The sequence below is a fragment of the Proteiniphilum propionicum genome (assembly GCF_022267555.1).
In the GTDB taxonomy this organism is placed as follows: Bacteria; Bacteroidota; Bacteroidia; order Bacteroidales; family Dysgonomonadaceae; genus Proteiniphilum; species Proteiniphilum propionicum.
Genome location: NZ_CP073586.1, coordinates 2,710,442 through 2,732,252, shown reverse-complemented (window position 1 = coordinate 2,732,252; position 21,811 = coordinate 2,710,442). Strand labels below are relative to the sequence as shown.

The window sequence follows — 21,811 nt, the reverse complement described above, 5'->3', positions numbered from 1 at the left end:
TTTATCACTTTTTGTATATTATGCCCGAATTGATAGGACACATTTCACAAATCATAGGACCTGTGGTGGATGTTCAGTTTGAACTTTCTGAATCACAGGAGATCAGATTGCCTGCCATTCACGAAGCACTGACCGTAGAAAGGCCCGGGCTCGAGGAGGTATTCCTGGAAGCACAACAGCATATCGGTGAGAATATTGTTCGCACCGTAGCAATGGAAAGTACCGACGGGCTAAGCCGCGGGCTTCCTGTAAAAGCATTGGGACGCCCAATAAGTGTCCCCATAGGCGATCAGATAAGGGGGAGGTTACTCAACGTTATAGGGAGGCCTATCGACGGGCTCTCCAGGCTGAGCCGCGAAAATCAGTACCCTATCCACAGGGAGGCTCCCAAATTCGAAGAGCTCTCCACTACCGAGGAGGTGCTTGTCACTGGCATCAAGGTTATCGACCTGCTGCAGCCATACCTCAAAGGGGGCAAGATAGGCCTCTTCGGGGGAGCCGGCGTGGGCAAGACAGTCATCATCATGGAGCTTATCAACAACATTGCCAAGGGGCATAGCGGCTTCTCGGTCTTTGCCGGCGTGGGTGAGCGTACCCGTGAAGGCAACGACCTCCTGCGGGAGATGATTGAATCGGGTGTGATAAGATATGGAGAGGAGTTCAAAAAGAGTATGGAGGCCGGTCATTGGGACCTATCGAAAGTGGACTATGAAGAGGTTAAGAAGTCGCAGGCAACACTGGTATTCGGCCAGATGAACGAGCCGCCGGGCGCCCGCGCCTCCGTCGCCCTCACCGGCCTGGCAGTCGCCGAGTCGTTCAGGGACAGCGGCGGAAAAGGAAGCGACACCCTCCTCTTTATCGACAATATTTTCCGTTTCGTCCAGGCAGGATCGGAGGTGTCGGCCCTGCTGGGGCGCATGCCTTCAGCAGTTGGGTACCAGCCTACCCTAGCCTCCGAGATGGGTGCACTGCAGGAGCGCATCGCCTCCACCAGGCAGGGATCCATCACATCGGTCCAGGCTGTTTACGTGCCCGCCGACGACCTCACCGACCCGGCTCCGGCCACCACCTTCAGTTATCTCGACGCCTCCACGGTGCTCAGCCGCAAAATTGCATCACTGGGTATCTATCCCGCTGTCGACCCCCTGGAGTCATCATCACGAATACTCGATCCGCACGTCCTTGGTGAAGAGCACTACAACACCGCGATGCGTGTGAAACAGATATTACAGCGATACAAAGAGCTGCAAGACATTATCTCAATTCTTGGAATGGAAGAGCTGTCAGACGAAGACCGACTGACGGTCAACCGTGCCCGCAAGGTGCAGCGGTTCCTCTCACAACCCTTTCATATGGCGGAACAGTACACCGGCCAGCCCGGCGTAATGGTCTCCGTGGAAGATACAGTCAAGGGTTTCAAGATGATTCTCGACGGCAAGCTCGACAGCTATCCGGAAGCAGCTTTTATGAATGTAGGCACCATTGATGATGCCATAGAGAAGGGCAACAAGTTAATGGAACAGAGCAAAATGGCAAAAACTGAAAAGTAATGAGGCTCGAAATTATAACTCCCAATGGCACTTTCTATAGTGGCGAGGCCGATTCGGTCACCCTTCCCGGCACAATGGGATCGTTCCAGGTGCTCAGGAACCACGCCCCCATTATTTCGTCGCTCACAAAGGGTATGCTCTCCTTTACTGCCGAAGGGCACAATCGCGCCATGGAGGTAGTAGATGGTTTTGTAGAGGTAAGCAATAACGTTATTACCGTATGTATTGATAAGATAAAAGGAAAATAAATTTTCCTGAATATGCAAAAACTGACTAAATATTTTCTCATTTTCCACACAGCAATGCTGCTCATCACAGGGTTCGGCATATGGATAATCATTAAGCTGTTTTTTCCGGTGATGATGGTCAGGGGCTATTTTATCATTCCCCTATTTTTCTATCTTCTGGGGATCATCTTTATCCTCCGGTTCAGTAAAACACCGCTCGACAAGCCTGCCAACATTGTAAATGTGTACATGCTGATGCGTATGATCAAGATATTCGTCTCATTTGCTGTAATTCTTATCTACTGGATGGTACATAAGGAGAATATCCGCAATTTTGCTATTATATTCATCTTTTTTTATATTATCAACCTGATCTGGGAGACTTACATCTACCTGAGAATGGAGAAGTATATCAAATATAAGAAAGATCAGAAAAAACCACCAAGAGAACGAATCGATCAATGAAACCGAAGATAAATATCCAATATATCCTACCGGCTCTTATTATTATCTTTCTCATGCTATCCTCTGCAGTAGCAAAGGGTAATAATGCGGTGAAGGAAAATGGTCCGGCAACAGGGAGCGCCGCGGTGAAGGAAAGTACCTCTTCGGGCGTTACTGTAGCGGAGAAAGGGAAAGCCGCCGAGTGGGAGAATGGCGGAGCAGGCGATAGTGCCTCAACAAGCGGAGAACTCAATGTGCGGGAATTCATCCTCAATCATCTGGCCGACTCATACGAGTGGCAGTTAGTCAGCAATGGCGACCGGCATATAACCATTCCGCTGCCGGTCATCCTGTACAGCAAAAGCAGCGGGTGGCATATTTTCTTTTCGTCGCTACTTCAGCATGGAACCGCCTCATACAAACGGTTTCACATAGCTTCGGAGGGTAAGTTCAAAGGGAAAATCGTTGAAAACGATAACATGGGCAACATGGTGCGCCCCCTCGACCTCTCTCTTACAAGGAATGCGGCATCTCTTATTATAAGCTCACTGCTGCTTGTCATACTTATGATGAGCGTATCCCGAGCTGTCAGGAGAGATCCCATGAAGCCTCAAAAAGGATTTGCAGGGATGATGGAGATGTTTATCCTGTCCATCTGCAACGAGATAATTAAGCCGGCGGTGGGGAAAGACTATAACCGGTATGCCCCTTACCTGCTGACAGTTTTTTTCTTTATCTTCTTCAACAACCTGCTGGGACTCATTCCTTTCTTTCCGGGAGGAGCAAATGTGACGGGAAATATTGCGGTCACACTGGTACTGGCCACCGGCACCTTCCTGGCGGTGAATCTCACAGGAACAAAGGAGTACTACAGGGAGGTGTTCTGGCCCGATGTACCAGTATGGCTAAAGGTGCCAATACCGCTTATGCCAATTATTGAGATAGTGGGACTGTTCACCAAACCCTTTGCGCTGATGATACGTCTTTTTGCCAATATCATGGCCGGGCATGCTATAGTGCTGGGACTTACCACACTTATATTTATCACGGTAAAGCTCGGCACAACCATCAATGCATCCATGACGGCCGTTTCGGTATTTTTTACCGTCTTCATCAATTTTGTAGAGTTGCTGGTCGCCTTCATCCAGGCATATGTCTTCACGCTTCTCTCCGCCGTGTTCATCGGCCTTGCCCGAGTTGAAGAACCCGGGAAAAAAGAGATGAAACCCGAGGCAGTCAAAGTGAAATCTGAATCATAACACTTTGCTCCGGGGCCATATTTATATAGAATCAACAACATAAAAATATTACAGATTATTATCAATTAAACCTTTTAAAGAAAAAATTATGGAATTACTTTCAGTATTATTGCAGGCATCGGAAACCGGAATAGGTACAATTGGCGCTGCAGCTGGTGTAGCCATCGCGGTTTTAGCAGCAGCTTTTGGTATAGGGAAAATTGGCCAGTCGGCTTTGGAAGGTATTGCCCGCCAGCCCGAAGCAGGATCAGATATCCGTACCACCATGATCATATCGGCTGCACTTATCGAGGGGGTGGCCCTCTTTGCCATCGTCGTTTGCGGATTTATACTCTAAGGGAGCCGAGATATGTCGTTATTAACACCCGAACCGGGATTGCTGTTCTGGATGACCCTTTCTTTCGGAATAGTGATATTGATACTGGCAAAATATGCTTTTCCACCCATTCTCAGATCGGTGGAAAAGCGGAAGAACTTTATCGATGAGTCTATCATTGCGGCACGCGAAGCTTACCAGGAGCTGGAAAAGGTAAAGGAGGCCGGAGAGGCGCTGATGGAGGAGTCCAGAATTAAGCAGGCCGGCTTGTTGAAAGAGACATCTAAGCTTCGTGAAGAGATGATCGAGGGTGCACGTGAAGAGGCGCAACGCGAATCGGAAAAAATTATTGCCGCAGCACGTGAACAGATAGTCGCCGAGAAAGAGGAAGCCCTCCGGCAGATCCGTGGAGAGGTAGCCACTCTATCGTTAGAGCTTGCCGAGAGGATCCTTCGCGAGAAGTTGTCAGCTGAAGGGGAGCAGATAAACATGATTGGCAGGCTGCTTGATGAGATGGAAATTTCAAAATCCTGAGTCACAATATGAATACCGGACTTATATCAACACGTTATGCAACAGCGCTTCTCGACTATTCACAAGAGCTTGGGCAGCACGAGGAAGTATATGAAAAGATGCATATATTGTCAAGTATCTATCTCGAGGTACCTCAGTTAAGATTTTCTATCCAGAACCGGTCTGTCCATCCCCGTGCAAAGAAGAGCATAATCATCACCGCCTGCGGGGGCGATGTGCCATCGTCACTACGGAAAATGATCGATCTTATTTTGAAAAACGAAAGGCATGAGCAGATACAGTACATTGCCCTCCGCTTCATCGAGCTCTACCGTGAGAGGTTCAACATACGCCACGGCAAGCTTATCACGGCAATCGCCATAGACGAGGAGAAATGCTGGCAGCTCACCTCACGGTTTGAGAAGATTGTTGGAGGCAAGCTCGAAATAGAGAACGTTGAAGATCCCGATATCATAGGCGGGTTCATACTGAGTCTCAACGACTACAGGTGGGATGCCAGCGTTTCGGGAGAGCTCTCAAGAATCAGGAGAGTGTTACAAGATTGATATTCAGCAAAGTTAAAAAAGATAATTTAGGATATATATGGCAGAAAATGTAATCAGGATAAGCGAGGTTTCCGAGGTGTTGCGCATGCAGCTCAAAGGGATAGACACCCATGTTAAATTCAACGAAACAGGGGTTGTCATCAGCGTCAGCGATGGTGTTGTACGCATCTTCGGGCTGCGCAACGCCGAGTCGGGCGAACTTCTTGAGTTCGACAACGGCATGCAGGCTATCGTGATGAACCTCGAGGAAGACAATATTGGAGCCATCCTCCTGGGCAGCACCAGTGAGATCAAAGAGGGATTCACAGTCAGGCGGACCGGCAGGGTAGCCTCGCTCTTTGTCGGGGAGGGCATGCTTGGCCGTGTCATCTCTCCCATCGGTGAGCCTATCGACGGCAAAGGGCCTATCAGGGGAGAGATGTTTGAGATGCCCCTTGAGCGGAAAGCGCCCGGCGTCATCTTCCGTCAGCCGGTAAACACACCCCTACAGACAGGGCTGAAGGCTGTTGATGCCATGATTCCCATAGGGCGCGGGCAGCGGGAGCTGATCATCGGCGACCGGCAGACCGGCAAAACCAGTATAGCCATAGACACCATCCTCAACCAGCGTGAAAATTTCGACAATGGCGACCCGGTATATTGCATCTATGTAGCTGTAGGACAGAAAGGTTCATCGGTAGCATCTATCGTCAAGAGGCTTACCGACGGGGGAGCCATGGACTACACCACGGTCATCTCCGCCAACGGCTCCGATACTGCCGCTATGCGATATATAGCCCCTTTTGCCGGAGCTGCCGTAGGCGAATATTTCCGCGACACGGGCAGGCATGCCCTGGTCGTTTACGACGATCTCTCCAAACAGGCGGTAGCCTATCGCGAGGTCTCCCTCATCCTCAGGCGCCCCTCGGGCCGCGAAGCATATCCCGGCGACATCTTCTATCTCCACTCAAGGCTGCTGGAGAGGGCAGCCAGCATCATCTCACAGGAAGATGTAGCCGTCCTGATGAACGACATTCCTCCCAGCCTCGAGGGTAAGGTGAAAGGTGGCGGTTCACTCACAGCGCTGCCCATCATTGAAACGCAGGCTGGTGACGTGTCGGCATATATCCCCACCAACGTTATCTCAATCACCGACGGGCAGATCTTTCTTGAGGCGGACCTCTACAACAGGGGCATCCGTCCCGCCATAAATGTCGGTATCTCCGTCTCCCGCGTGGGGGGAAACGCACAGATAAAGGCAATGAAGACGGTAGCAGGTACCTTGAAGATCGACCAGGCGCAATACCAGGAACTGGCTGCATTCGCCAAGTTTGGCGGTGATATGGATGCTGTTACCGCCATGACCATCAACAAGGGACAGAAGAACGAACAGCTGCTTATTCAACCGGTCCACAGCCCAATGAGCATTGAGCATCAGATAGCCATACTCTTTTGCGGCACCCACGGGCTGCTGAAGGATATACCCCTTGAGAAGGTGGGCGAGTTCGAAAAAGAGTTCCTTGCCACACTGCAGGCAAGCCACCGCCACGATGTTCTCGACCAGCTGAAAAAGGGAGTGATAAACGATGAGATCAGCAAAATAATCGAAACAGTAGCTGAAGACACCGTCAAAGCAATGCAATCCTGAATTCTATGGCACAACTGAAAGATATAAAAAGCAGGCTGCATTCGGTACGATCCACTCAAAAGATCACATCAGCCATGATGATGGTCTCTTCCGCAAAGCTGCAGAAGTCGCAGCGCATAATTCTCAGCCTCAGCCCCTATCAGAAGAAGCTCCAGCATATGATGCAGCTTTTCCTTAGTCATGACGAACGAGGAAAAGATGAACGTAGAAAGAACGAACTCATAGGTAAAGGTATCAACTCCCCTTTCACCGTGATGCGTACAGTCAAGCGGGTAGCCATCATAGCCTTTTCATCCAACAGCGGTCTGGCGGGCCGGTTCAACGACAATATAATTGAAAAGCTGAGAGAGGTGGTGAAGGGTTACATGCATCTTGGCAAAGAGAACATTCTTATCTATCCCATAGGCGAGAAAGTGGCAAAAGCGGTACGAGGTATGGGGTTCGAACCTCAGGGCGATTACAATGAGATAAGCGGAAAACCGGAATATATCCATTCGCAGCTTATGGCAGATAAGCTTATGGAGATGTTTCTGAACGGTACTGTCGACCGTGCTGAGCTTATCTACCACCATTACCGGAGCAAGGGCTCACAAGTGGTTATCCATGAACCGTTCCTGCCACTGGAGCTTAAGGCCGATATGATTGATACAGAGGCGCCCGCATACATCATTGAACCGGACAGGGAGACAATCATGCAGGAGCTTATCCCAAAGTCTTTAAAGGTGAAGCTTTTCGCCACCCATCTCGACTCGGTAACCTCTGAGCATGCTGCCCGCATGACTGCCATGCAGATAGCCACCGATAATGCCGACGATCTCTCCGAAGAACTCACCATGGAGTACAACAAGCTTCGTCAGGAGTCTATCACTAACGAGCTTTTAGATATTGTTGGCGGCTCATTCGGCAGGTACGGTTGAAACTGGACCTGAAACTGGACTTGAAACTGGACTTTGACCTGGGCCGCCCCCCTGAACCTTGACCTGAAACTGGACTTTGACCGGTCCCCCTAAAGCATGTTGTTGATTTTTTCAATATATTCAAGAAGCTCTTCCCTACCCTGCCCCTTCTCCGATGATGTTACAAACAGCGGCGGCAGCTCCTCCCATGTTTCTTTCAGTTTTTCCTTATAGGCATTAATACTCATCTGCAGCCGTCCGGAGCCCAGCTTGTCACTTTTGGTAAAGACTATAGAGAACGGCACACCGTTCTCGCCAAGCCACTCCATAAACTCAAGGTCAATATTCTGCGGCTCGTGCCGTGAATCAACCAGCACAAACAGGTTAGCCATAGCCTCCCTCTCAAGAATATAGTCCTCAATGATATTACGTATTTTCTCCCTGCTCTCCATACCTCTTCTTGCGTAGCCATACCCCGGCAAATCCACCAGGTACCACTCACCGTTGATAAGAAAATGGTTTATCAGCATAGTCTTTCCCGGTGTGGAAGAGGTCATTGCCAGCCCCTTTCTGTTAGCAAGCATGTTTATGAGCGACGACTTGCCAACGTTCGACCTGCCAATAAAGGCGTATTCGGGCTTGCCGTCATTCGGGCAACTCCTATAGTCTGTGTTACTTATAATAAACTCAGCTGTTTTAATGATAATCATTTTAGTTTTAGTCAGATATTTTTCACAACGCCGGCAACTTTATACTCATCGGCCATAGGCCTGAATTTTATTTACCCTTTTTAATCTTTTCGCCTGTTGCATCGTTATACAACATAGGCCACAGGGCGGTGACTTTATGCACCCGCACTTACATCAATTGCTGTCTCTTACCCTTATTAATAAGCCAGAGCCCAATCCCAGTCAGCAGCCCGTTCATAAGCAGAAGCTCATACCCCACCCTGTAATTGAAAAAGTGCATCATCAGCGTCTCAATAACAAAGCATAGCACCGGGGCTGAGAAAGCCACATAAGGCACATATCTGTCCTTAGGCTTCACCCTTGAGTAGAGCCCAAAGAAATATAGTCCCAGCAGCGGTCCGTAGGTGTATGATGCAAGCTTATATATTGCAGTTATTATGCTGTCAGAGCCGATCGCCTTTATCAACAGGATTATAAGCACAAACACTGCACTTATACCTACATGCACTCTCCGCCGTATTTTCACATCCCTCTCCGCCTGCACTTCGGACTGCCTTACAGCCTTCATATTCAGAATATCTACGCAGAACGAGGTGGTGAGTGCCGTCAACGCCGAGTCCGCGCTCGAAAAAGCAGCTGCCACAATTCCCAATACAAAAATACCCAACACCACCGGCCCCAGATGCTCGCTCGCTATCACCGGCAGTATATTGTCCGACACCTCCGGCAGCTCAATACCGGTTTGGCCGGCGAAAATAATCATCAGCACCCCAAGGCATAGGAACAGAAAGTTTATCGGCGTAAATGCAAGCCCATACGACACCACATTCTTCTGAGCATCCCTCAGCGTGCGGATTGTCAGGTTCTTCTGCATCTGGTCCTGATCCAGCCCCGTCATCACAATAGTAATAAACATCCCGCTGAAAAACTGTTTAAAGAAATTCTGGGTCGATGCCCAGTCGTCGAACACAAAAATCCGGGAGTGGCTGCTCTCCCTTATGGTCTTCACCATCCCCGCCACATTAAGGTCCATCCTCATGCCCACCTGCCACACTATAAGTACAAGTGCAGTAATAAAAAGGATTGTCTGCAGCCAGTCCGTCCATATAATAGTCTTAATCCCGCTCCTGTGGCTATAGAGCCATATCACCAATATTATACCTGTCACCGTCACCACGAAAGGCACTCCCCACGAGTCGAACACCAGTGACTGCAGTATAAAAGCGACCAGGTAAAGCCTTGCTGCAGCTCCCACAATCTTTGATATAAGGAAAAACCATGCTCCCGTCTTGTACGATTTCGGTCCATATCGTTGATCCAGGTAGCCATAAATGGTAGTCAGGTTCAACCGATAATAAAGAGGCAGCAACACAAAGGCGATAACCAGATACCCGAAAAAGAACCCGAACACCATCTGCATATAGGTCATATCAAGGTTCCTCACCATCCCGGGGACAGATACAAAGGTCACTCCCGAGATCGATGTCCCTATCATCGCTACCGCCACCACATACCATTTCGATGATTTGTTGGCACGGAAGAACTCATCATTGCCCGACCCTTTCCTGCTGGTAAAATAAGAGATAAGCATCAGTACAGAGAAGTACACTGCTATTACTATCAATATAAATGCCGACTGCATAGGCTAAAGGTTAAGGTAATAATTCACCAGTTCGGGAAAAGTATCAAATTTCAAGTTAAAGTTTTCGGCTTCACCGAATCCGTAAGTAACAAATACAAACGGTACAACCGCCATAGCCGACTCTCTGCTGTCAGAATCGGTATCACCTATATACACCGGCGCCTGCAGCCCGTTCTTTTCTATCATTAGTTTCAGATTGTGATGTTTCGGCTTCATGTTCATACCATGTTCCATGTAGTCCGTAATAAGATGTTCTGTTTTGGTATGGTTCATAAAATTCACCAACCCGCCCTCCTCGCAGTTACTCAGAAGGAAGAGCCTATATCTTTGCGAGAGCAGCTCCAGCCCCTCAGTCACCCCATCGAAGATCACCGGCTTCATCGTTGGCACCAGCTCCTGATACGATTCAATTACCGCGTGAAACAACCTGTTCTGCTCCTCCTTAGTCCATTCCGGCACCAGTACTTTCAGCATCACCCCAATTTCGTTGCCCATCTGCGACAGAATATCCTCCCTGGTGACCTCTTTGTCATACCCCATCTTTTTCATTCCACGGGTCCATGAAACGGCATAAGTATCCACATTATCCCAGAGGGTACCGTCCATATCAAAAATTAAGCTGTCGGGAATATAAGCAGGTGTAGTTTCTGTTAATCTTGTGTCGTTAGAAAAACAATTAAAATTCATCATTCGGCATACTTTTAACTTTAGTGTGCAAAAGTACGCAACAAACCCTTTAAGGACAAATAAAAAGGGTTAAAACAAAATATGTGGACCTGGTTTTAAACCTTCCTCCTAAATATTGTAACGGAATAAGATACCATCGCCAAGAGGCTTAACCGGTAAGGTTTAGGCCTTCTTTTTCCATATTGTAACCTGCAAAAGCCTGTATTCAGTGATTCGTGACGATTTTTTCACAGCCCTTAAAATATCCGCCGGCTCATCATGGAGGTAGAAATGCTTCTCCAGCACCTCCTTTATCCCGTCGAACGAAGTCACAGGCTCTCCATCCTGCTTGAATCCCCCCGGCCATCTGTCACGGTTTATCTTTTCCCCGTCCCAGTCGTAATCCGATGCCAGCATCAGGTATCCACCATCGTTCAACCGCTGGTGAATCTGTGTCAGGAACAGTTTCGGATCGCTCAGCTCCTCTAGTAGAGAAGGCACAATAATCAGGCTATACCCAGAATAGTTAGGCTTCAGGTTCATCGCGTCAGCCTGCATAAACAATATCCTATCCTTTGTTGCCGTCAATCCAAAATTATCAAGCACCACATCGCGGTAGAACACCAGTTCCCCCTCATCCTTCATCGTGTAGCGCACGTAACCCTGCTCCTGGAGCTGAATAGGGATACGTATCATCCTCGCCGTAAAATCAAGTGCCGTCACATCCGGGTATTTTACCGCCAGCTCAAAAGCCAGTCGCCCCGTACCGGCATTCAGGTCCAGGATACGCGCCCCGGGCGTCTCTTTCAGCAACTCGTCAGCAATCTCAGCCAGCTTCTTAGCTACCGGCGGTTCCTTTGCAAAAGCATCTCCCCAGTTCTCTTCGCACGAAAGTGTGACCTCAGGGTCCATCTCATAATCAGCCTGTTGTATCTTCAGCTGCACATCCGATTGAATATATCGGAATCCCGCATGCTGATAAAAATGTCTTCTAAAAGCGTAACGAGAGTGGACTGTAGCCTCGTTACCCGTGGAGATCCACGACCCCCCTTTTATCAGGTTATGCTTACTATCGAATGTAGGTGTTGAAAAGTCGTCATACATCGGATGAACCTTGAAACCCGGGAAGCCGGTTATCGGGGTCTCGGTCCATTGCCACACGTTGCCTATCAGGTCAAAGAACTCCCCCTGCCCGAACATGTTAACCGGGCACGGCGATGTAAAATATTGAAGGTTGATGTTCCCCGGCGCCCTCTCCCACTCCGGCACATCTTTCAGCCCTGAGGCCTCATGCATGCGGTACCACTCCGCCTCAGACGGCAACCGGTATGTTTTGCCGGCCTTCGCACTCTTCCAGTTACAGAAAGCTTTAGCCTCAAGATAGTTCACCTCAACAGGCCAGCTCCATGGCATATCAATCTCCTCAGCCACCAGCCTCAACCGGTACTTATCACCCTCACTGCGCCAGAAGAGCGGCATCTGCGCCTGCCTGAAATTTCGCCAGTTCCATCCCTCATCGGTCCAGTAGCTCCGTGTATTGTAGCCATCATCCTCAACAAACTCAAGAAACTCCCTGTTCGACGTCAAGTACCTGGCCGCGGCAAAGTCGCCCACCTCCTCCTCATAGCTCCCGTACTCGTTATCCCAGCCATATAGCGGGTGCCCGAACGGTTTACCCAGCTTCATAAGTCCCCCCTTCACCGGCACCAACACGTTTACGGGCGCTTCTTCATCCCGGGTACAGCGCTCACCGAACACACCCTGCACCACCTTATCTATCGGCAGCTGCCTTATCAGCACCGAAGATGTCTCAAGGTGAATCCTTTCATGCTCTATCCCCATCATCACAATCCAGAAAGGGCTATTCCACCCAATAGGCATCTCTAAAGGAGCATTATCTATCACACCCAGGATCAACTCCTTCGCCTCATCGCGATAGGCACGCACCTCCGGCACCGGAGGCCAGTCGTAGTGCCGGTTATCGAGGTCGTCCCAGCTCATCTCATCCACACCTATGGCAAATATCGATTCAAACTTAGGGTTTATACGCCTGTCAATTATCTTTGCCAGATACAGTTTATTAATAAAGAATACCGCTGTATGGCCCAGATAAAAAAGTATTATATGCCGCAGCGGGTCGCCCCTGTGATAAAACACACTATCATCCTTCAGCTGGTTATATAAGAGCTCGTCTACCGCCCACGTCTTCAGGAAGTAGTTGCGTATCTCCGCGCGTTTTTCTTCCGGCGATCCGGTATTCAAGTCTATAGTTTTTGTAATTAATTCTTTCATTTTCAATTTGATAATTGAGTCTCTTCCGATAAGTCTTTTTTCTTGAAAACTTCACAAGATGATCATTGAATTTCAATAAGTTACAAACCGATAAAATTGGGTTTTGAGGTTTTCGGAGAGGACTCATAATTAATATATTAATCTCGGCGCCTTACAGCTATTTGTAGTGACCTGCATTGATCTGCAGTGCTTTGCATTGCATCCGCCTCAAACCCTCTCGTCCAGCCCATCAGCTGTCGCCGGCAGCTACGGGCCGCAGCGGGTCGCCTGTAGCAAAAACACCTCCTATTCAAGCTCGTTGTCTTCCAAATTTTTAATCAGATATATCTTTTTCATTTCCAACTCATCACCACAAAGATTTGTTTTCTCCTGTGTAATTGTTGCAGCGCGTATGAACCCGAATTTTTCGTATAGCGACAATGCCGGCACATTCCTCTCCCATACCCTGATTACGGCGCAAGAGTAAGTCCCGGCAGCCTGTCGCAGCACATCGGCAACCAATCGTGAAGCTATCCCCTTTCCCCTGTAATCGCTGTGTACCATGACCTCAGCGATGTAAAGCGACCTATCACGGGGAATATCGCTACACACATTCCAGGGGAACTCCGGATCCTTCTTCAGCGGAAAGGCTATTAGCACCCCCACCAGCTTGTCACCAATAAACGCCATATTGCCAAAACCATTACGAATCATCTCGTCCAGGGTGCTTTCCGCCGTTTCGGGAGCAATATACTGCGCGTACTCACCGGTAGTAAAAGCGTGCAGGTAAAGATCAACAATCTTACCTCTTAACTTGTAATAATTGAATTCATCAAGTTTGTTTACACGCGGATTTTGCATAAATTCTTCCATCACCATCCTCCTACATGTCCACCGCCACCGCCCATACCTGAAAAACCTCCCCCGAAGGAACCGCTTCCCCAGCTTCCACCTCCGCCCGCGGCAGCTATCTGCGGCGGTGTGGCTGCATGGATCACCGTATTCGAGAGTGTGCTGTTCAGCACATGCCCGAACATGGCTGCGTTAATAAAGGTGCCAGAGTACCATGCCGGACGGTAAAGCTCAGGCCGGTCCATGGCAGCAAGAAACGATTTTTCGAACTTCTCGCCCCACACCTTCTCCATATCAAGCGCAATAGCATACGGCAGCAGCTGTTCAAAGACCTCCGGCGTGACAGCAGGAGGATTAAAGAACTGCAGCCGTTTCTCTTCCGCCACATCCATATACATCTTCAACCCGGCAATGGAAGACTGATATTGCAGCTTCCTTTCACCCGGGCGTATAATCAGCCAGGCATACACCGGATAAGCTACCACCATTGCAGCGAGCCCCACCTGCATGGCAATCCTGTTCGCCTGAAATTCAATCAGTCCATCTTTCACAAAACTGATCACGGTAAAAACATAGATAATCATCACCAGCCAGGGAAAAAGATGAAACTTAAGGTTGCGCCCCTCCCTCAGTACCGGTGAATATTGGTTGCTCAGGCTATAACGGAAAGAGAGCATCAAGCCGGCAATACGCTCGTCGTACTTGCCATCAAGATAAACCTTGTCAACCCCCTTAAACAGGTCGCGCATCACAATCTCCTCCTCCTGCGCAAGCGAGTTGTCGCCATCCTTCAGTTTTACAAGCGAGTAGCACCTGTCCCTTCTTATTCCAAATAGCCCCCCCTTCTCAATCACCTCCTCAATACGGATATAACCCTTCACCGAAAGGTTCACAATAGAGGCTGTCACAAGGTCGTCAAGAAACCGCCCTTTGTACAGCATGCCCACGCTCGCAGGTGAGAGTCCGTCAGGTGGGGAGAACTGTGGGATGACTACCGGCTTCGGCGGGTCCACACCATATCTTCTCCATGTATATATATAGTATGTAAACAGAATTAACAGAGCAACAACAGTAACAACCGCCAGCCCGTTCCTGTCAAAAAAGCCCAGCCTCCTTGCAGGCTCTACCGCTGGAGGCTGAACCGCCCCTTTCGTAAAACCTGCCGAGATGGTCAGCATCGCATATGGCTGCAGATCGATAGCCGAGGCATACACCATTCCGGTCCCCAGGCTCTCCGCATTACAGTCGCTTTCTGCCGATCCCTGCGTACCGGTATAACATCTGTAGCTCAAAACCTCAGCCCCTTCTGGCAGTCTCACTACCACGCTCACCGAGTCCAACATCTTGTCAGACACACCGTTTACGTTCCAGCTCAGCTCATCGTAATCATTAAAAAATCCAACCTGCCCCGCCGTCTCATACACAATTACATATGAGTAGTACCCAGGATGCAGGAACCTATCCTTTTCTCCCACGTAAATCACCAGGTCTCCACCCTCCTTATCAGTAAAGAAACCCGCCGCGACACCATCAAGCAGCACCTCTTTCACAGCATAGCCCACCCTTACAGGGTTCCCGTCCCTGTCCCGCCTTGTCAGCGGCAGCGACCTGGTTATACCCCTTTTAAAGAGATCTCCCTTTGCGAATATGCGTATATCTTCCCTCACGGTAATCATTCCCGACGAATCCACGCTTATATCCGAATGAAACGAATATATCTTCTCCTCCTGCGCCATCAGCAGTGCAGTAGAGAGAACAATAAGCAGGGCGGTAAATATGTTACGCATCAGAATTGTACCTTTGGAACCTCTTTTTCCGCTTCGTTTTCTAATTCGAAGAAGATCGACTTGGTAAAGTTGAACATGTTTGCAATAATATTACTCGGGAATGTGTCGATAACGATATTCTTTTCGCGTACCGTCCCGTTGTAATATCTTCTCGATTTTTCAATATCCGACTCTATCACGCTCAGTTGATCCTGCAGCTGCAGGAAGTTCTGGTTGGCTTTCAGATCGGGATACCGTTCAGCAACAGCCAGCAGGTGTATCAACGCGGCATTAAGGTTATTTTCGGCAGCCTCCTTCGACTTCACATCGTTTGCCTGCATGGCGCCAGCACGGGCTTTTGTAACACTGTCAAAAGTCTCCCTCTCGTGAGACGCATAACCCTTCACGGTCTCCACAAGATTCGGAATAAGGTCGTACCGTTTCTTCAACTGTACATTGATGCCGCTCCACGCTTCATCGGCCATAGTGCGCAGCCTCACCAGCCTGTTATAGATAGAAACGCCATACAAAAGCAGAAGAACAACAAAAGCAAGAATAAAGAGAGTAATTCCCATAAGTCTAAATTTTTAGTCAGTTAATTTATCAGTAAAAGTCGTAACTTATCAATATGTCTATATCTCCATTATATTATATTGAACAACTACTCCCCCGGAATCGTTTAACCCAAACAGAAAAAAACAGCATTAAGTCGAAAGGGTTATACATATCCATACCGCGTACCGTTTAATCAGGACTGAAAAATCGCACCCGGATAAACATCAATATTATAAAAAAACCTGGGGCGGCGGTATCACTACAGATGAATACGTCGCCGCCCCGGGTAAAAGAATGTCACATGTTAAAAATCACACAATTTCCACAAGCGGAGCACCTTCCCCAACAGTCTCGCCCTGTTTCACACACACACGTTTTATCGTGCCCGAGAACTCCGTGAGAATATCATTCTCCATTTTCATCGCCTCCAGCACTAAAACCTTATCACCTTTCTCAACACGGTCCCCCTTCTTTACAACAACCTTAAGTATGCTGCCCGGCATAGGGCATGTCACATAAAAGCCTTTGGGCTCTTCCGGTTGCCCGGCCTGCACCTTTTGCTCCTTCTGCTTCGTTTTGGCAGTATAGTTCTCACCACTATTGGCCTCCCACTCCTTTCTACGCTTATCTCTGAGGAAACCGGCAGCAACGGCGGGAAACAACTCCAGCAGCAGTAGCTCTTTCTCATCTCTGGCCAGTGTAACGCCTCCCGACTCTTCAAGCACCGGGTTGTCCTGATGTACATAGGCAGAAGTGTCATACGGCACCTCTTCACGCGTACCGGTAATCTCCATCCTGAACTCGGGATCTACGGGAACAGGTGTTTTTCCATATTCACCTTTTACAAGCGAGACAAACTGGTTAGACGGGTTAGCATACTTTGGGCGTCCGTTCTTCAGGTTCAATGCCGAAGCCACCGCCTGCACACCCACTATCTGACTTGTTGGCGTCACCAGTGGCGGCAGTCCCGCATCAAGCCGTACACTGGGTATCAGCTTCATCGCCTCCGGAAGAATATCCAGTGAGTTGAACTGCTTCAGCTGCGCAACCATGTTCGTGTACATACCCCCGGGGATCTCCGCGTTCTTTATACGTTCATCGGGTGCAGGGAAATTGAAATAGGACTCAATGGCGTGGCATGCGTTCAGCAATTCTGCTTCATCATTGCGCTGCGCCGCTTCAATAGCCCTGTCGAACTCACTGTCTATCTCGGGCGGCAGCGAGTCTGTCAACGGATTAAAAGGCTTGGGGAATTGTTTTACCGGATCATACATATCCAGCTCCTTGCGTATCTCCTGCAACTCCTTGTTTATACTTGCCACTGCCTCCATGTTCACATCCATCTCTATGCCAAGCTTACTGCAGAAAACATAAATCAGCTCTACGGCAGGAGCAGCAGGGCCACCGGCAAAATTCCATATTACCGTATCCACAATATCAACACCGTGAATAATAGCGGTCAACACCGCTCCCAGCCCGAATCCCGGCGTACAGTGGGTATGAAAATCAATCGGCACGTTCAGTTGTTCCTTAAACAGTGGGATAAGCCGTGCCACACGCGAAGGAGGTATCAACCCGCTCATATCCTTTATCGTTATCATATCGGCACCCAGTGCAAGCATCTCCCTGGCTTTATTCACAAAGTACTCATCTGTGAAAACAGGCTCATGCATGGGCTTCACAGCCTCCTTCTTTTTGAAAAACAGCCTTGATAATCCTCTTTTTCTGTTATCGGGAGCACTATCCCCGTTAAACTTCGGATCCACCGTATAACAAACTGCACAATCGGCTGTCCCCCCATATTTCTTAATGTACTTTACGCTCGATTTAACATTGTCAACATCGTTAAGGGCATCAAAAATACGCATGATATTTAATCCTGAAGCGACGGCATTCTTAAAAAATCCATCAATAATCTCGTCGGGGTAAGGTGCATACCCGAACAGGTTCCGTCCCCGGGAAAGCGCGGTCAATTTTGAAACACCGCCTACGGCATGATGAATTTTCTCCAGCCTGTCCCACGGGTTTTCATTCAAAAAACGCATCACCGAATCGGGCACGGCACCGCCCCATACCTCCATTGCATAAAAGTTGGCATCCTTGTAATAGGGCAATACCCTGTCTACTTGCGATTGGTTCATCCGTGTGGCGAAAGCGGATTGTTGGCCGTCTCTCAGCGTGAGGTCTCTGATCAAAAGTTTCTGTTTCATACTTGGTCTTTTCACTTATTTAATTGGTCCTTTAATTGGATATTTATCCGATTCAGATTAATAACAAACGACACCCGGATTAGTTGTAAACCGGTGAATCTTTCCATAAATATACAACATAATATCTGGTGCCGGTAATTTCAAGTTTATCTGGCCGGTAATTCTTCCCATATTAATCAACAGTCAGGCATTTTTCAAAATACAGCCTCAACCAGATGATTATAGGCAATATGCATGTTTTTTAAATTTATGCTTTCTCCGGCTTGTCCCGAAGGTATTAAGAAAATAGACTTGGGACTGTAAAAATAGATAAAAAAGTTTATTTAACATTGAGCGAGGGCAGATAATAGGGACTTCGGGAAAAATTTGTAAATTTGTCAGTAAAAATATCCGAAACATGAAAAGACTTTCTACACTAATATTGGCAAGCCTCTTTATTATGCAGGCTTCAGCAATAGATGACGCCCGCATGCTGCGTTACCCCGATATCAACGGCAACCTTATAGCGTTCGTCTATGCAGGCGACATATGGACGGTTGACAGCAACGGCGGTACAGCCAAACGGGTCACCTCGCACCCAGGCATCGAGCTGTTTCCAAAAATCTCACCTGATGGCAAGTGGATCGCTTTTTCGGCCGAATACTCCGGGAGCAGGCAGGTCTGGGTGATGCCCTCCGAGGGGGGTACAGCGCGACAACTAACCTTCTACAACTCCGTAGGCGAAATGCCGCCCCGTGGTGGGTTCGACAATGTGGTCCTCGACTGGACACCCGACAGCCGCCGAATCCTCTTCCGTGCCAACCGCACAGGGTTTGGCGACCGTAACGGCCGCTACTTCACCATCAGCATCGAGGGCGGATTTGAAGAACCTCTACCAATCGTCAATGGCGGATTCGCAACCTACTCACCCGACGGGTCGCAATTATGCTTCACACCCGTTGATCGCGAGTTCCGTACCTGGAAAAGGTACAAAGGGGGCCGTGCAACCGAGCTTTGGAGTTACGACCTAAGTAACGGCAGCTCGCGGCAGATTACTAGCTGGGCCGGCTCCGACCAGTGGCCTGTTTGGTATGGTGAGAATATCTTCTATGCTTCCGACCGCAGCACGCGCCTCAACATTTGGCGATATAACACATCTACTGGCGAAAACGTACAGATCACTCATCACGCCGTGTTCGATGTAATGTGGCCCTCCGGCAGTAACGGCAGACTGGTGTATGAAAACGGCGGTTATCTCTACGTCATGAACCTCTCAACAGGTAAATCCGAAAAAATAGAGGTCGCCATCAACTACGACAACCCCAACCTGCAGCCCTATTTCAAGAATGTAACTGAATTTATCGGCAGCTACACACTCTCTCCTACAGGAAAAAGGGCCCTGTTCGAAGCCAGGGGCGATATTTTCTCCGTCCCTGCAGAAAAAGGAGAGATAAGAAACCTTACCAGTACACAAGGTGTGCGCGAACTCTCTCCCGCCTGGTCTCCCGATGGCAAACAGATAGCCTTCTACTCCGATGCCACTGGTGAGTATGAACTCTATCTCCTCGAAAACAGGGAAGATGCCGTACCGCGACAGGTCACCAGAGGCTCAGCTGCCTGGAAGTATGCCGCCGAATGGTCCCCGCGCAGCACACACCTGGTATATAGCGACCGCACTATGAAGCTATGGCTGGTAGATGTCTCCACGGACAGGCAGACGGCTATTGATGAAGCTACGGCAGAAGAGATAAGGGACTACTCCTTCTCTCCCGATGGCGACTGGATAGCCTACAGCAAGACATCGCCCAATTACCAGTCGGCTCTCTGGCTCTACCAGATATCTACAGGCAAAAAACAACAGGTCACCGACGCCTCTTTCTCTGACGGCAACCCAGCATTCAGCCGCGATGGCAAGTATCTCTTTTTCCTATCCAACCGCGACTTCAACCTCACTTTCAGCAGCTTCGAGTTCGATTATCTCTACAATAACGCTACTCGCATCTACGCTATTCCCCTGCGTGATGACGGCACCACACTCACTCCCTATAATGAAGATTCAGAGCCATACGGCAAAGAGGAAAACGAAGATGCCGGCAAGAACGGCAACACTAAAAAAACGGTCAACGGCAAGGGCGGCAAGGGCGACAAGGACGATAAGAGCGATAAGCCGGCAGCCACAGAGGTGAAGGTTACAATAGACTTCAACAATATCGGCAACCGCATAGAAGCACTCCCCATGCCGGCGGGCAACTACCGCATAATAGGCACAACGGAAGAGGGGCTTCTCTACTCATCCGGCAACAAAATCATGCGTTACAACATCAAAGAGCAAAAAATAGAAGAGATTCTCGATGGAGCCGGCAGCGCCATCCTTGCTGCCAACGGAAAGTCGTTTATCTACCGTACAGGCAACAACTATGCAGTGGCCAAAACGGAGCCGGGGCAGAAAGCCGGCAACGGCAGAATCGACCTGAAAAATATGATAATGAAGATCGAACCTCGTTCAGAATGGAACCAGATCTATGCTGATGCCTTCCGCATCTTCCGCGACTATTTCTACGTGAACAACCTTCATGGTGTAAACTGGGAAGAGATACGGAAGAACTACGGAGCTCTGCTGCCGCACGTACCCAGTCGTTTCGATCTCGACTACATCCTCAACGAGGTCGTCAGTGAGACCAATACAGGCCATGCGTATGTAGACTGGGGCGATATCAACAGGGTGGAAAGGGTCAATGGCGGACTGCTGGGAGCTGAGCTGGAAGCTGACCTCGACGCCAAGCGCTATCGTATCCGTAAAATCTATCACGGTGAGAACTGGAACGAAAACCGCCGCTCGCCACTCACCGAAAGCGGTGTAAACGTAAAAGAGGGTGATTACCTTCTTCGTATCAACGGCAGTGAACTCACCACAGCACAAAATCCCTACGAACTATTGGAGAACCTTGGGGGCCGGCATGTGGAACTCACGGTCAACAGCACCCCTTCCGCTTCCGGCGCGAAGAGCTACACAGTAAAAACCATCACAAGCGAGATGGAGCTCAGGTATATCGACTGGGTAATGAGCCGTCGTGAAAAGGCCGATCAGCTCTCGAGCGGTAAGATCGGATATATCCACGTGCCCAACACCGCTATAGAAGGGAACAGGGAGCTATTCAAAGGGATGCTTGCCTATAACGATAAAGAGGCACTGATAATAGACGACCGATATAACGGCGGAGGCTTTATACCCGACCGGATGATCGACCTGCTTAACCGCCGCACCCTTGTCTATTGGTACCGTAACGGACTGCCCCAGCCTATGAAGTCGCCGGGCATCGCCCACGACGGGCCCAAGGTGATGCTTATCAACGGCTACTCCTCCTCCGGAGGCGACGCATTCCCCTACTTCTTCCGCAAAACCGGTGAAGGTAAGCTTATCGGCACTCGCTCCTGGGGCGGACTGGTAGGTATCTCCGGCAACGCACGGCTTGTCGACGGGGGATATATCTCCGTGCCCCGTTTTGGCATTTATGACAACAAGGGTGAATGGATAATAGAAGGTATCGGAGTTTACCCCGACATAGAGGTTGTGGATAGGCCCGAAGAGCTGGCCAAAGGCAATGACCCATCTTTAGAGAAAGCAGTAGAAGTGCTCCTTGAAGAACTACGTAATAATCCTCGCAAGCCGGTCACCGCCCCTGCACCACCCGATCGTTCCCAATGGATAGAACTTGATGTGAAATAGGAACATAATCACATATAGCCCGGCGTAATAAATTAAAAATACCTGTTTTTTGTTTG

At 49.2% G+C, this 21,811-nt stretch carries 18 protein-coding genes; 10 read left to right on the top strand and 8 right to left on the bottom strand.

The genetic code is table 11. The features are described 5' to 3' along the window. Window positions 1-20: 20 nt before the first annotated feature. The 9 genes from atpD to atpG all read left to right on the top strand — a co-directional run bounded on the left by atpD (window position 21) and on the right by atpG (window position 7,419). On the top strand, window positions 21-1,550 hold the full coding sequence (gene atpD / locus KDN43_RS11200; protein ID WP_238866187.1) for a F0F1 ATP synthase subunit beta: 1,530 nt from the start codon (window positions 21-23) through the stop codon (window positions 1,548-1,550). Beyond that, a complete protein-coding gene (atpC, locus tag KDN43_RS11195) occupies window positions 1,550-1,798 on the top strand; it encodes an ATP synthase F1 subunit epsilon (protein ID WP_238866185.1) in 249 nt (82 codons plus the stop codon). Before atpD ends, atpC begins: the two co-directional genes overlap by 1 nt. Before the next feature lie 12 nt (window positions 1,799-1,810). Continuing rightward, window positions 1,811-2,242: a hypothetical protein gene (locus KDN43_RS11190; protein WP_238866183.1), complete on the top strand. Its 432-nt coding sequence runs from the start codon at window positions 1,811-1,813 to the stop codon at window positions 2,240-2,242. Then, window positions 2,239-3,480, top strand: coding sequence for a F0F1 ATP synthase subunit A (atpB, locus tag KDN43_RS11185; protein WP_238866181.1), 1,242 nt, complete (start codon window positions 2,239-2,241; stop codon window positions 3,478-3,480). The genes KDN43_RS11190 and atpB overlap by 4 nt, the downstream gene beginning before the upstream one ends. An 88-nt stretch (window positions 3,481-3,568) precedes the next feature. Then, complete coding sequence (gene atpE, locus KDN43_RS11180; protein WP_238866180.1) at window positions 3,569-3,817, top strand: ATP synthase F0 subunit C; 249 nt, start codon at window positions 3,569-3,571, stop codon at window positions 3,815-3,817. A gap of 12 nt (window positions 3,818-3,829) precedes the next feature. After that, window positions 3,830-4,330 (top strand): F0F1 ATP synthase subunit B, encoded by a 501-nt coding sequence (gene atpF / locus KDN43_RS11175; RefSeq protein ID WP_238866179.1) that lies wholly within the window; start codon window positions 3,830-3,832, stop codon window positions 4,328-4,330. An 8-nt stretch (window positions 4,331-4,338) separates the two neighbouring features. Further along, window positions 4,339-4,875, top strand: a complete 537-nt coding sequence (locus KDN43_RS11170) for a F0F1 ATP synthase subunit delta (protein WP_238866178.1) — start codon at window positions 4,339-4,341, stop codon at window positions 4,873-4,875. Window positions 4,876-4,912: 37 nt separating this feature from the next. Beyond that, complete coding sequence (atpA, locus tag KDN43_RS11165; RefSeq protein ID WP_238866177.1) at window positions 4,913-6,502, top strand: F0F1 ATP synthase subunit alpha; 1,590 nt, start codon at window positions 4,913-4,915, stop codon at window positions 6,500-6,502. Between the two features lie 5 nt (window positions 6,503-6,507). After that, a complete protein-coding gene (atpG, locus tag KDN43_RS11160; protein ID WP_238866176.1) occupies window positions 6,508-7,419 on the top strand; it encodes an ATP synthase F1 subunit gamma in 912 nt (303 codons plus the stop codon). A gap of 89 nt (window positions 7,420-7,508) precedes the next feature. On the opposite strand, the gene yihA is transcribed toward atpG, so the two are convergent. The 8 genes from yihA to KDN43_RS11120 all read right to left on the bottom strand — a co-directional run bounded on the left by yihA (window position 7,509) and on the right by KDN43_RS11120 (window position 18,049). Next, complete coding sequence (yihA, locus tag KDN43_RS11155) at window positions 7,509-8,105, bottom strand: ribosome biogenesis GTP-binding protein YihA/YsxC (RefSeq protein WP_238869458.1); 597 nt, start codon at window positions 8,103-8,105, stop codon at window positions 7,509-7,511. A gap of 151 nt (window positions 8,106-8,256) precedes the next feature. Then, complete coding sequence (locus KDN43_RS11150) at window positions 8,257-9,729, bottom strand: sodium:solute symporter (protein WP_238866175.1); 1,473 nt, start codon at window positions 9,727-9,729, stop codon at window positions 8,257-8,259. A gap of 3 nt (window positions 9,730-9,732) precedes the next feature. After that, window positions 9,733-10,419 carry an HAD family hydrolase gene (locus tag KDN43_RS11145; protein ID WP_238866174.1) on the bottom strand — a complete coding sequence of 229 codons (687 nt, stop codon included), beginning with the start codon at window positions 10,417-10,419 and terminating at the stop codon, window positions 9,733-9,735. Between the two features lie 159 nt (window positions 10,420-10,578). Next, complete coding sequence (gene ovoA / locus KDN43_RS11140) at window positions 10,579-12,687, bottom strand: 5-histidylcysteine sulfoxide synthase (protein WP_238866172.1); 2,109 nt, start codon at window positions 12,685-12,687, stop codon at window positions 10,579-10,581. A gap of 285 nt (window positions 12,688-12,972) precedes the next feature. Continuing rightward, window positions 12,973-13,539, bottom strand: a complete 567-nt coding sequence (locus KDN43_RS11135; RefSeq protein WP_238866170.1) for a GNAT family N-acetyltransferase — start codon at window positions 13,537-13,539, stop codon at window positions 12,973-12,975. Beyond that, window positions 13,539-15,305, bottom strand: a complete 1,767-nt coding sequence (locus KDN43_RS11130; RefSeq protein ID WP_238866168.1) for a DUF2207 domain-containing protein — start codon at window positions 15,303-15,305, stop codon at window positions 13,539-13,541. Before KDN43_RS11130 ends, KDN43_RS11135 begins: the two co-directional genes overlap by 1 nt. After that, complete coding sequence (locus KDN43_RS11125) at window positions 15,305-15,859, bottom strand: LemA family protein (RefSeq protein WP_238866166.1); 555 nt, start codon at window positions 15,857-15,859, stop codon at window positions 15,305-15,307. Before KDN43_RS11125 ends, KDN43_RS11130 begins: the two co-directional genes overlap by 1 nt. A gap of 291 nt (window positions 15,860-16,150) precedes the next feature. Beyond that, window positions 16,151-18,049: a biotin/lipoyl-containing protein gene (locus tag KDN43_RS11120; protein WP_238866165.1), complete on the bottom strand. Its 1,899-nt coding sequence runs from the start codon at window positions 18,047-18,049 to the stop codon at window positions 16,151-16,153. A gap of 397 nt (window positions 18,050-18,446) precedes the next feature. Between KDN43_RS11120 and KDN43_RS11115 the strand changes: the two genes are divergently transcribed. After that, a complete protein-coding gene (locus KDN43_RS11115) occupies window positions 18,447-21,755 on the top strand; it encodes a S41 family peptidase (RefSeq protein WP_238866163.1) in 3,309 nt (1,102 codons plus the stop codon). Window positions 21,756-21,811: the final 56 nt, after the last annotated feature.

Coding starts and splice junctions, on each gene's coding strand:
- atpD (WP_238866187.1), top strand. CDS start 21: ATGCCCGAATTGATAGGACACATTTCACAAATCATAGGACCTGTGGTG.
- atpC (WP_238866185.1), top strand. CDS start 1,550: ATGAGGCTCGAAATTATAACTCCCAATGGCACTTTCTATAGTGGCGAG.
- KDN43_RS11190 (WP_238866183.1), top strand. CDS start 1,811: ATGCAAAAACTGACTAAATATTTTCTCATTTTCCACACAGCAATGCTG.
- atpB (WP_238866181.1), top strand. CDS start 2,239: ATGAAACCGAAGATAAATATCCAATATATCCTACCGGCTCTTATTATT.
- atpE (WP_238866180.1), top strand. CDS start 3,569: ATGGAATTACTTTCAGTATTATTGCAGGCATCGGAAACCGGAATAGGT.
- atpF (WP_238866179.1), top strand. CDS start 3,830: ATGTCGTTATTAACACCCGAACCGGGATTGCTGTTCTGGATGACCCTT.
- KDN43_RS11170 (WP_238866178.1), top strand. CDS start 4,339: ATGAATACCGGACTTATATCAACACGTTATGCAACAGCGCTTCTCGAC.
- atpA (WP_238866177.1), top strand. CDS start 4,913: ATGGCAGAAAATGTAATCAGGATAAGCGAGGTTTCCGAGGTGTTGCGC.
- atpG (WP_238866176.1), top strand. CDS start 6,508: ATGGCACAACTGAAAGATATAAAAAGCAGGCTGCATTCGGTACGATCC.
- KDN43_RS11150 (WP_238866175.1), bottom strand. CDS start 9,729: ATGCAGTCGGCATTTATATTGATAGTAATAGCAGTGTACTTCTCTGTA.
- KDN43_RS11145 (WP_238866174.1), bottom strand. CDS start 10,419: ATGATGAATTTTAATTGTTTTTCTAACGACACAAGATTAACAGAAACT.
- ovoA (WP_238866172.1), bottom strand. CDS start 12,687: ATGAAAGAATTAATTACAAAAACTATAGACTTGAATACCGGATCGCCG.
- KDN43_RS11135 (WP_238866170.1), bottom strand. CDS start 13,539: ATGGAAGAATTTATGCAAAATCCGCGTGTAAACAAACTTGATGAATTC.
- KDN43_RS11130 (WP_238866168.1), bottom strand. CDS start 15,305: ATGCGTAACATATTTACCGCCCTGCTTATTGTTCTCTCTACTGCACTG.
- KDN43_RS11125 (WP_238866166.1), bottom strand. CDS start 15,859: ATGGGAATTACTCTCTTTATTCTTGCTTTTGTTGTTCTTCTGCTTTTG.
- KDN43_RS11120 (WP_238866165.1), bottom strand. CDS start 18,049: ATGAAACAGAAACTTTTGATCAGAGACCTCACGCTGAGAGACGGCCAA.
- KDN43_RS11115 (WP_238866163.1), top strand. CDS start 18,447: ATGAAAAGACTTTCTACACTAATATTGGCAAGCCTCTTTATTATGCAG.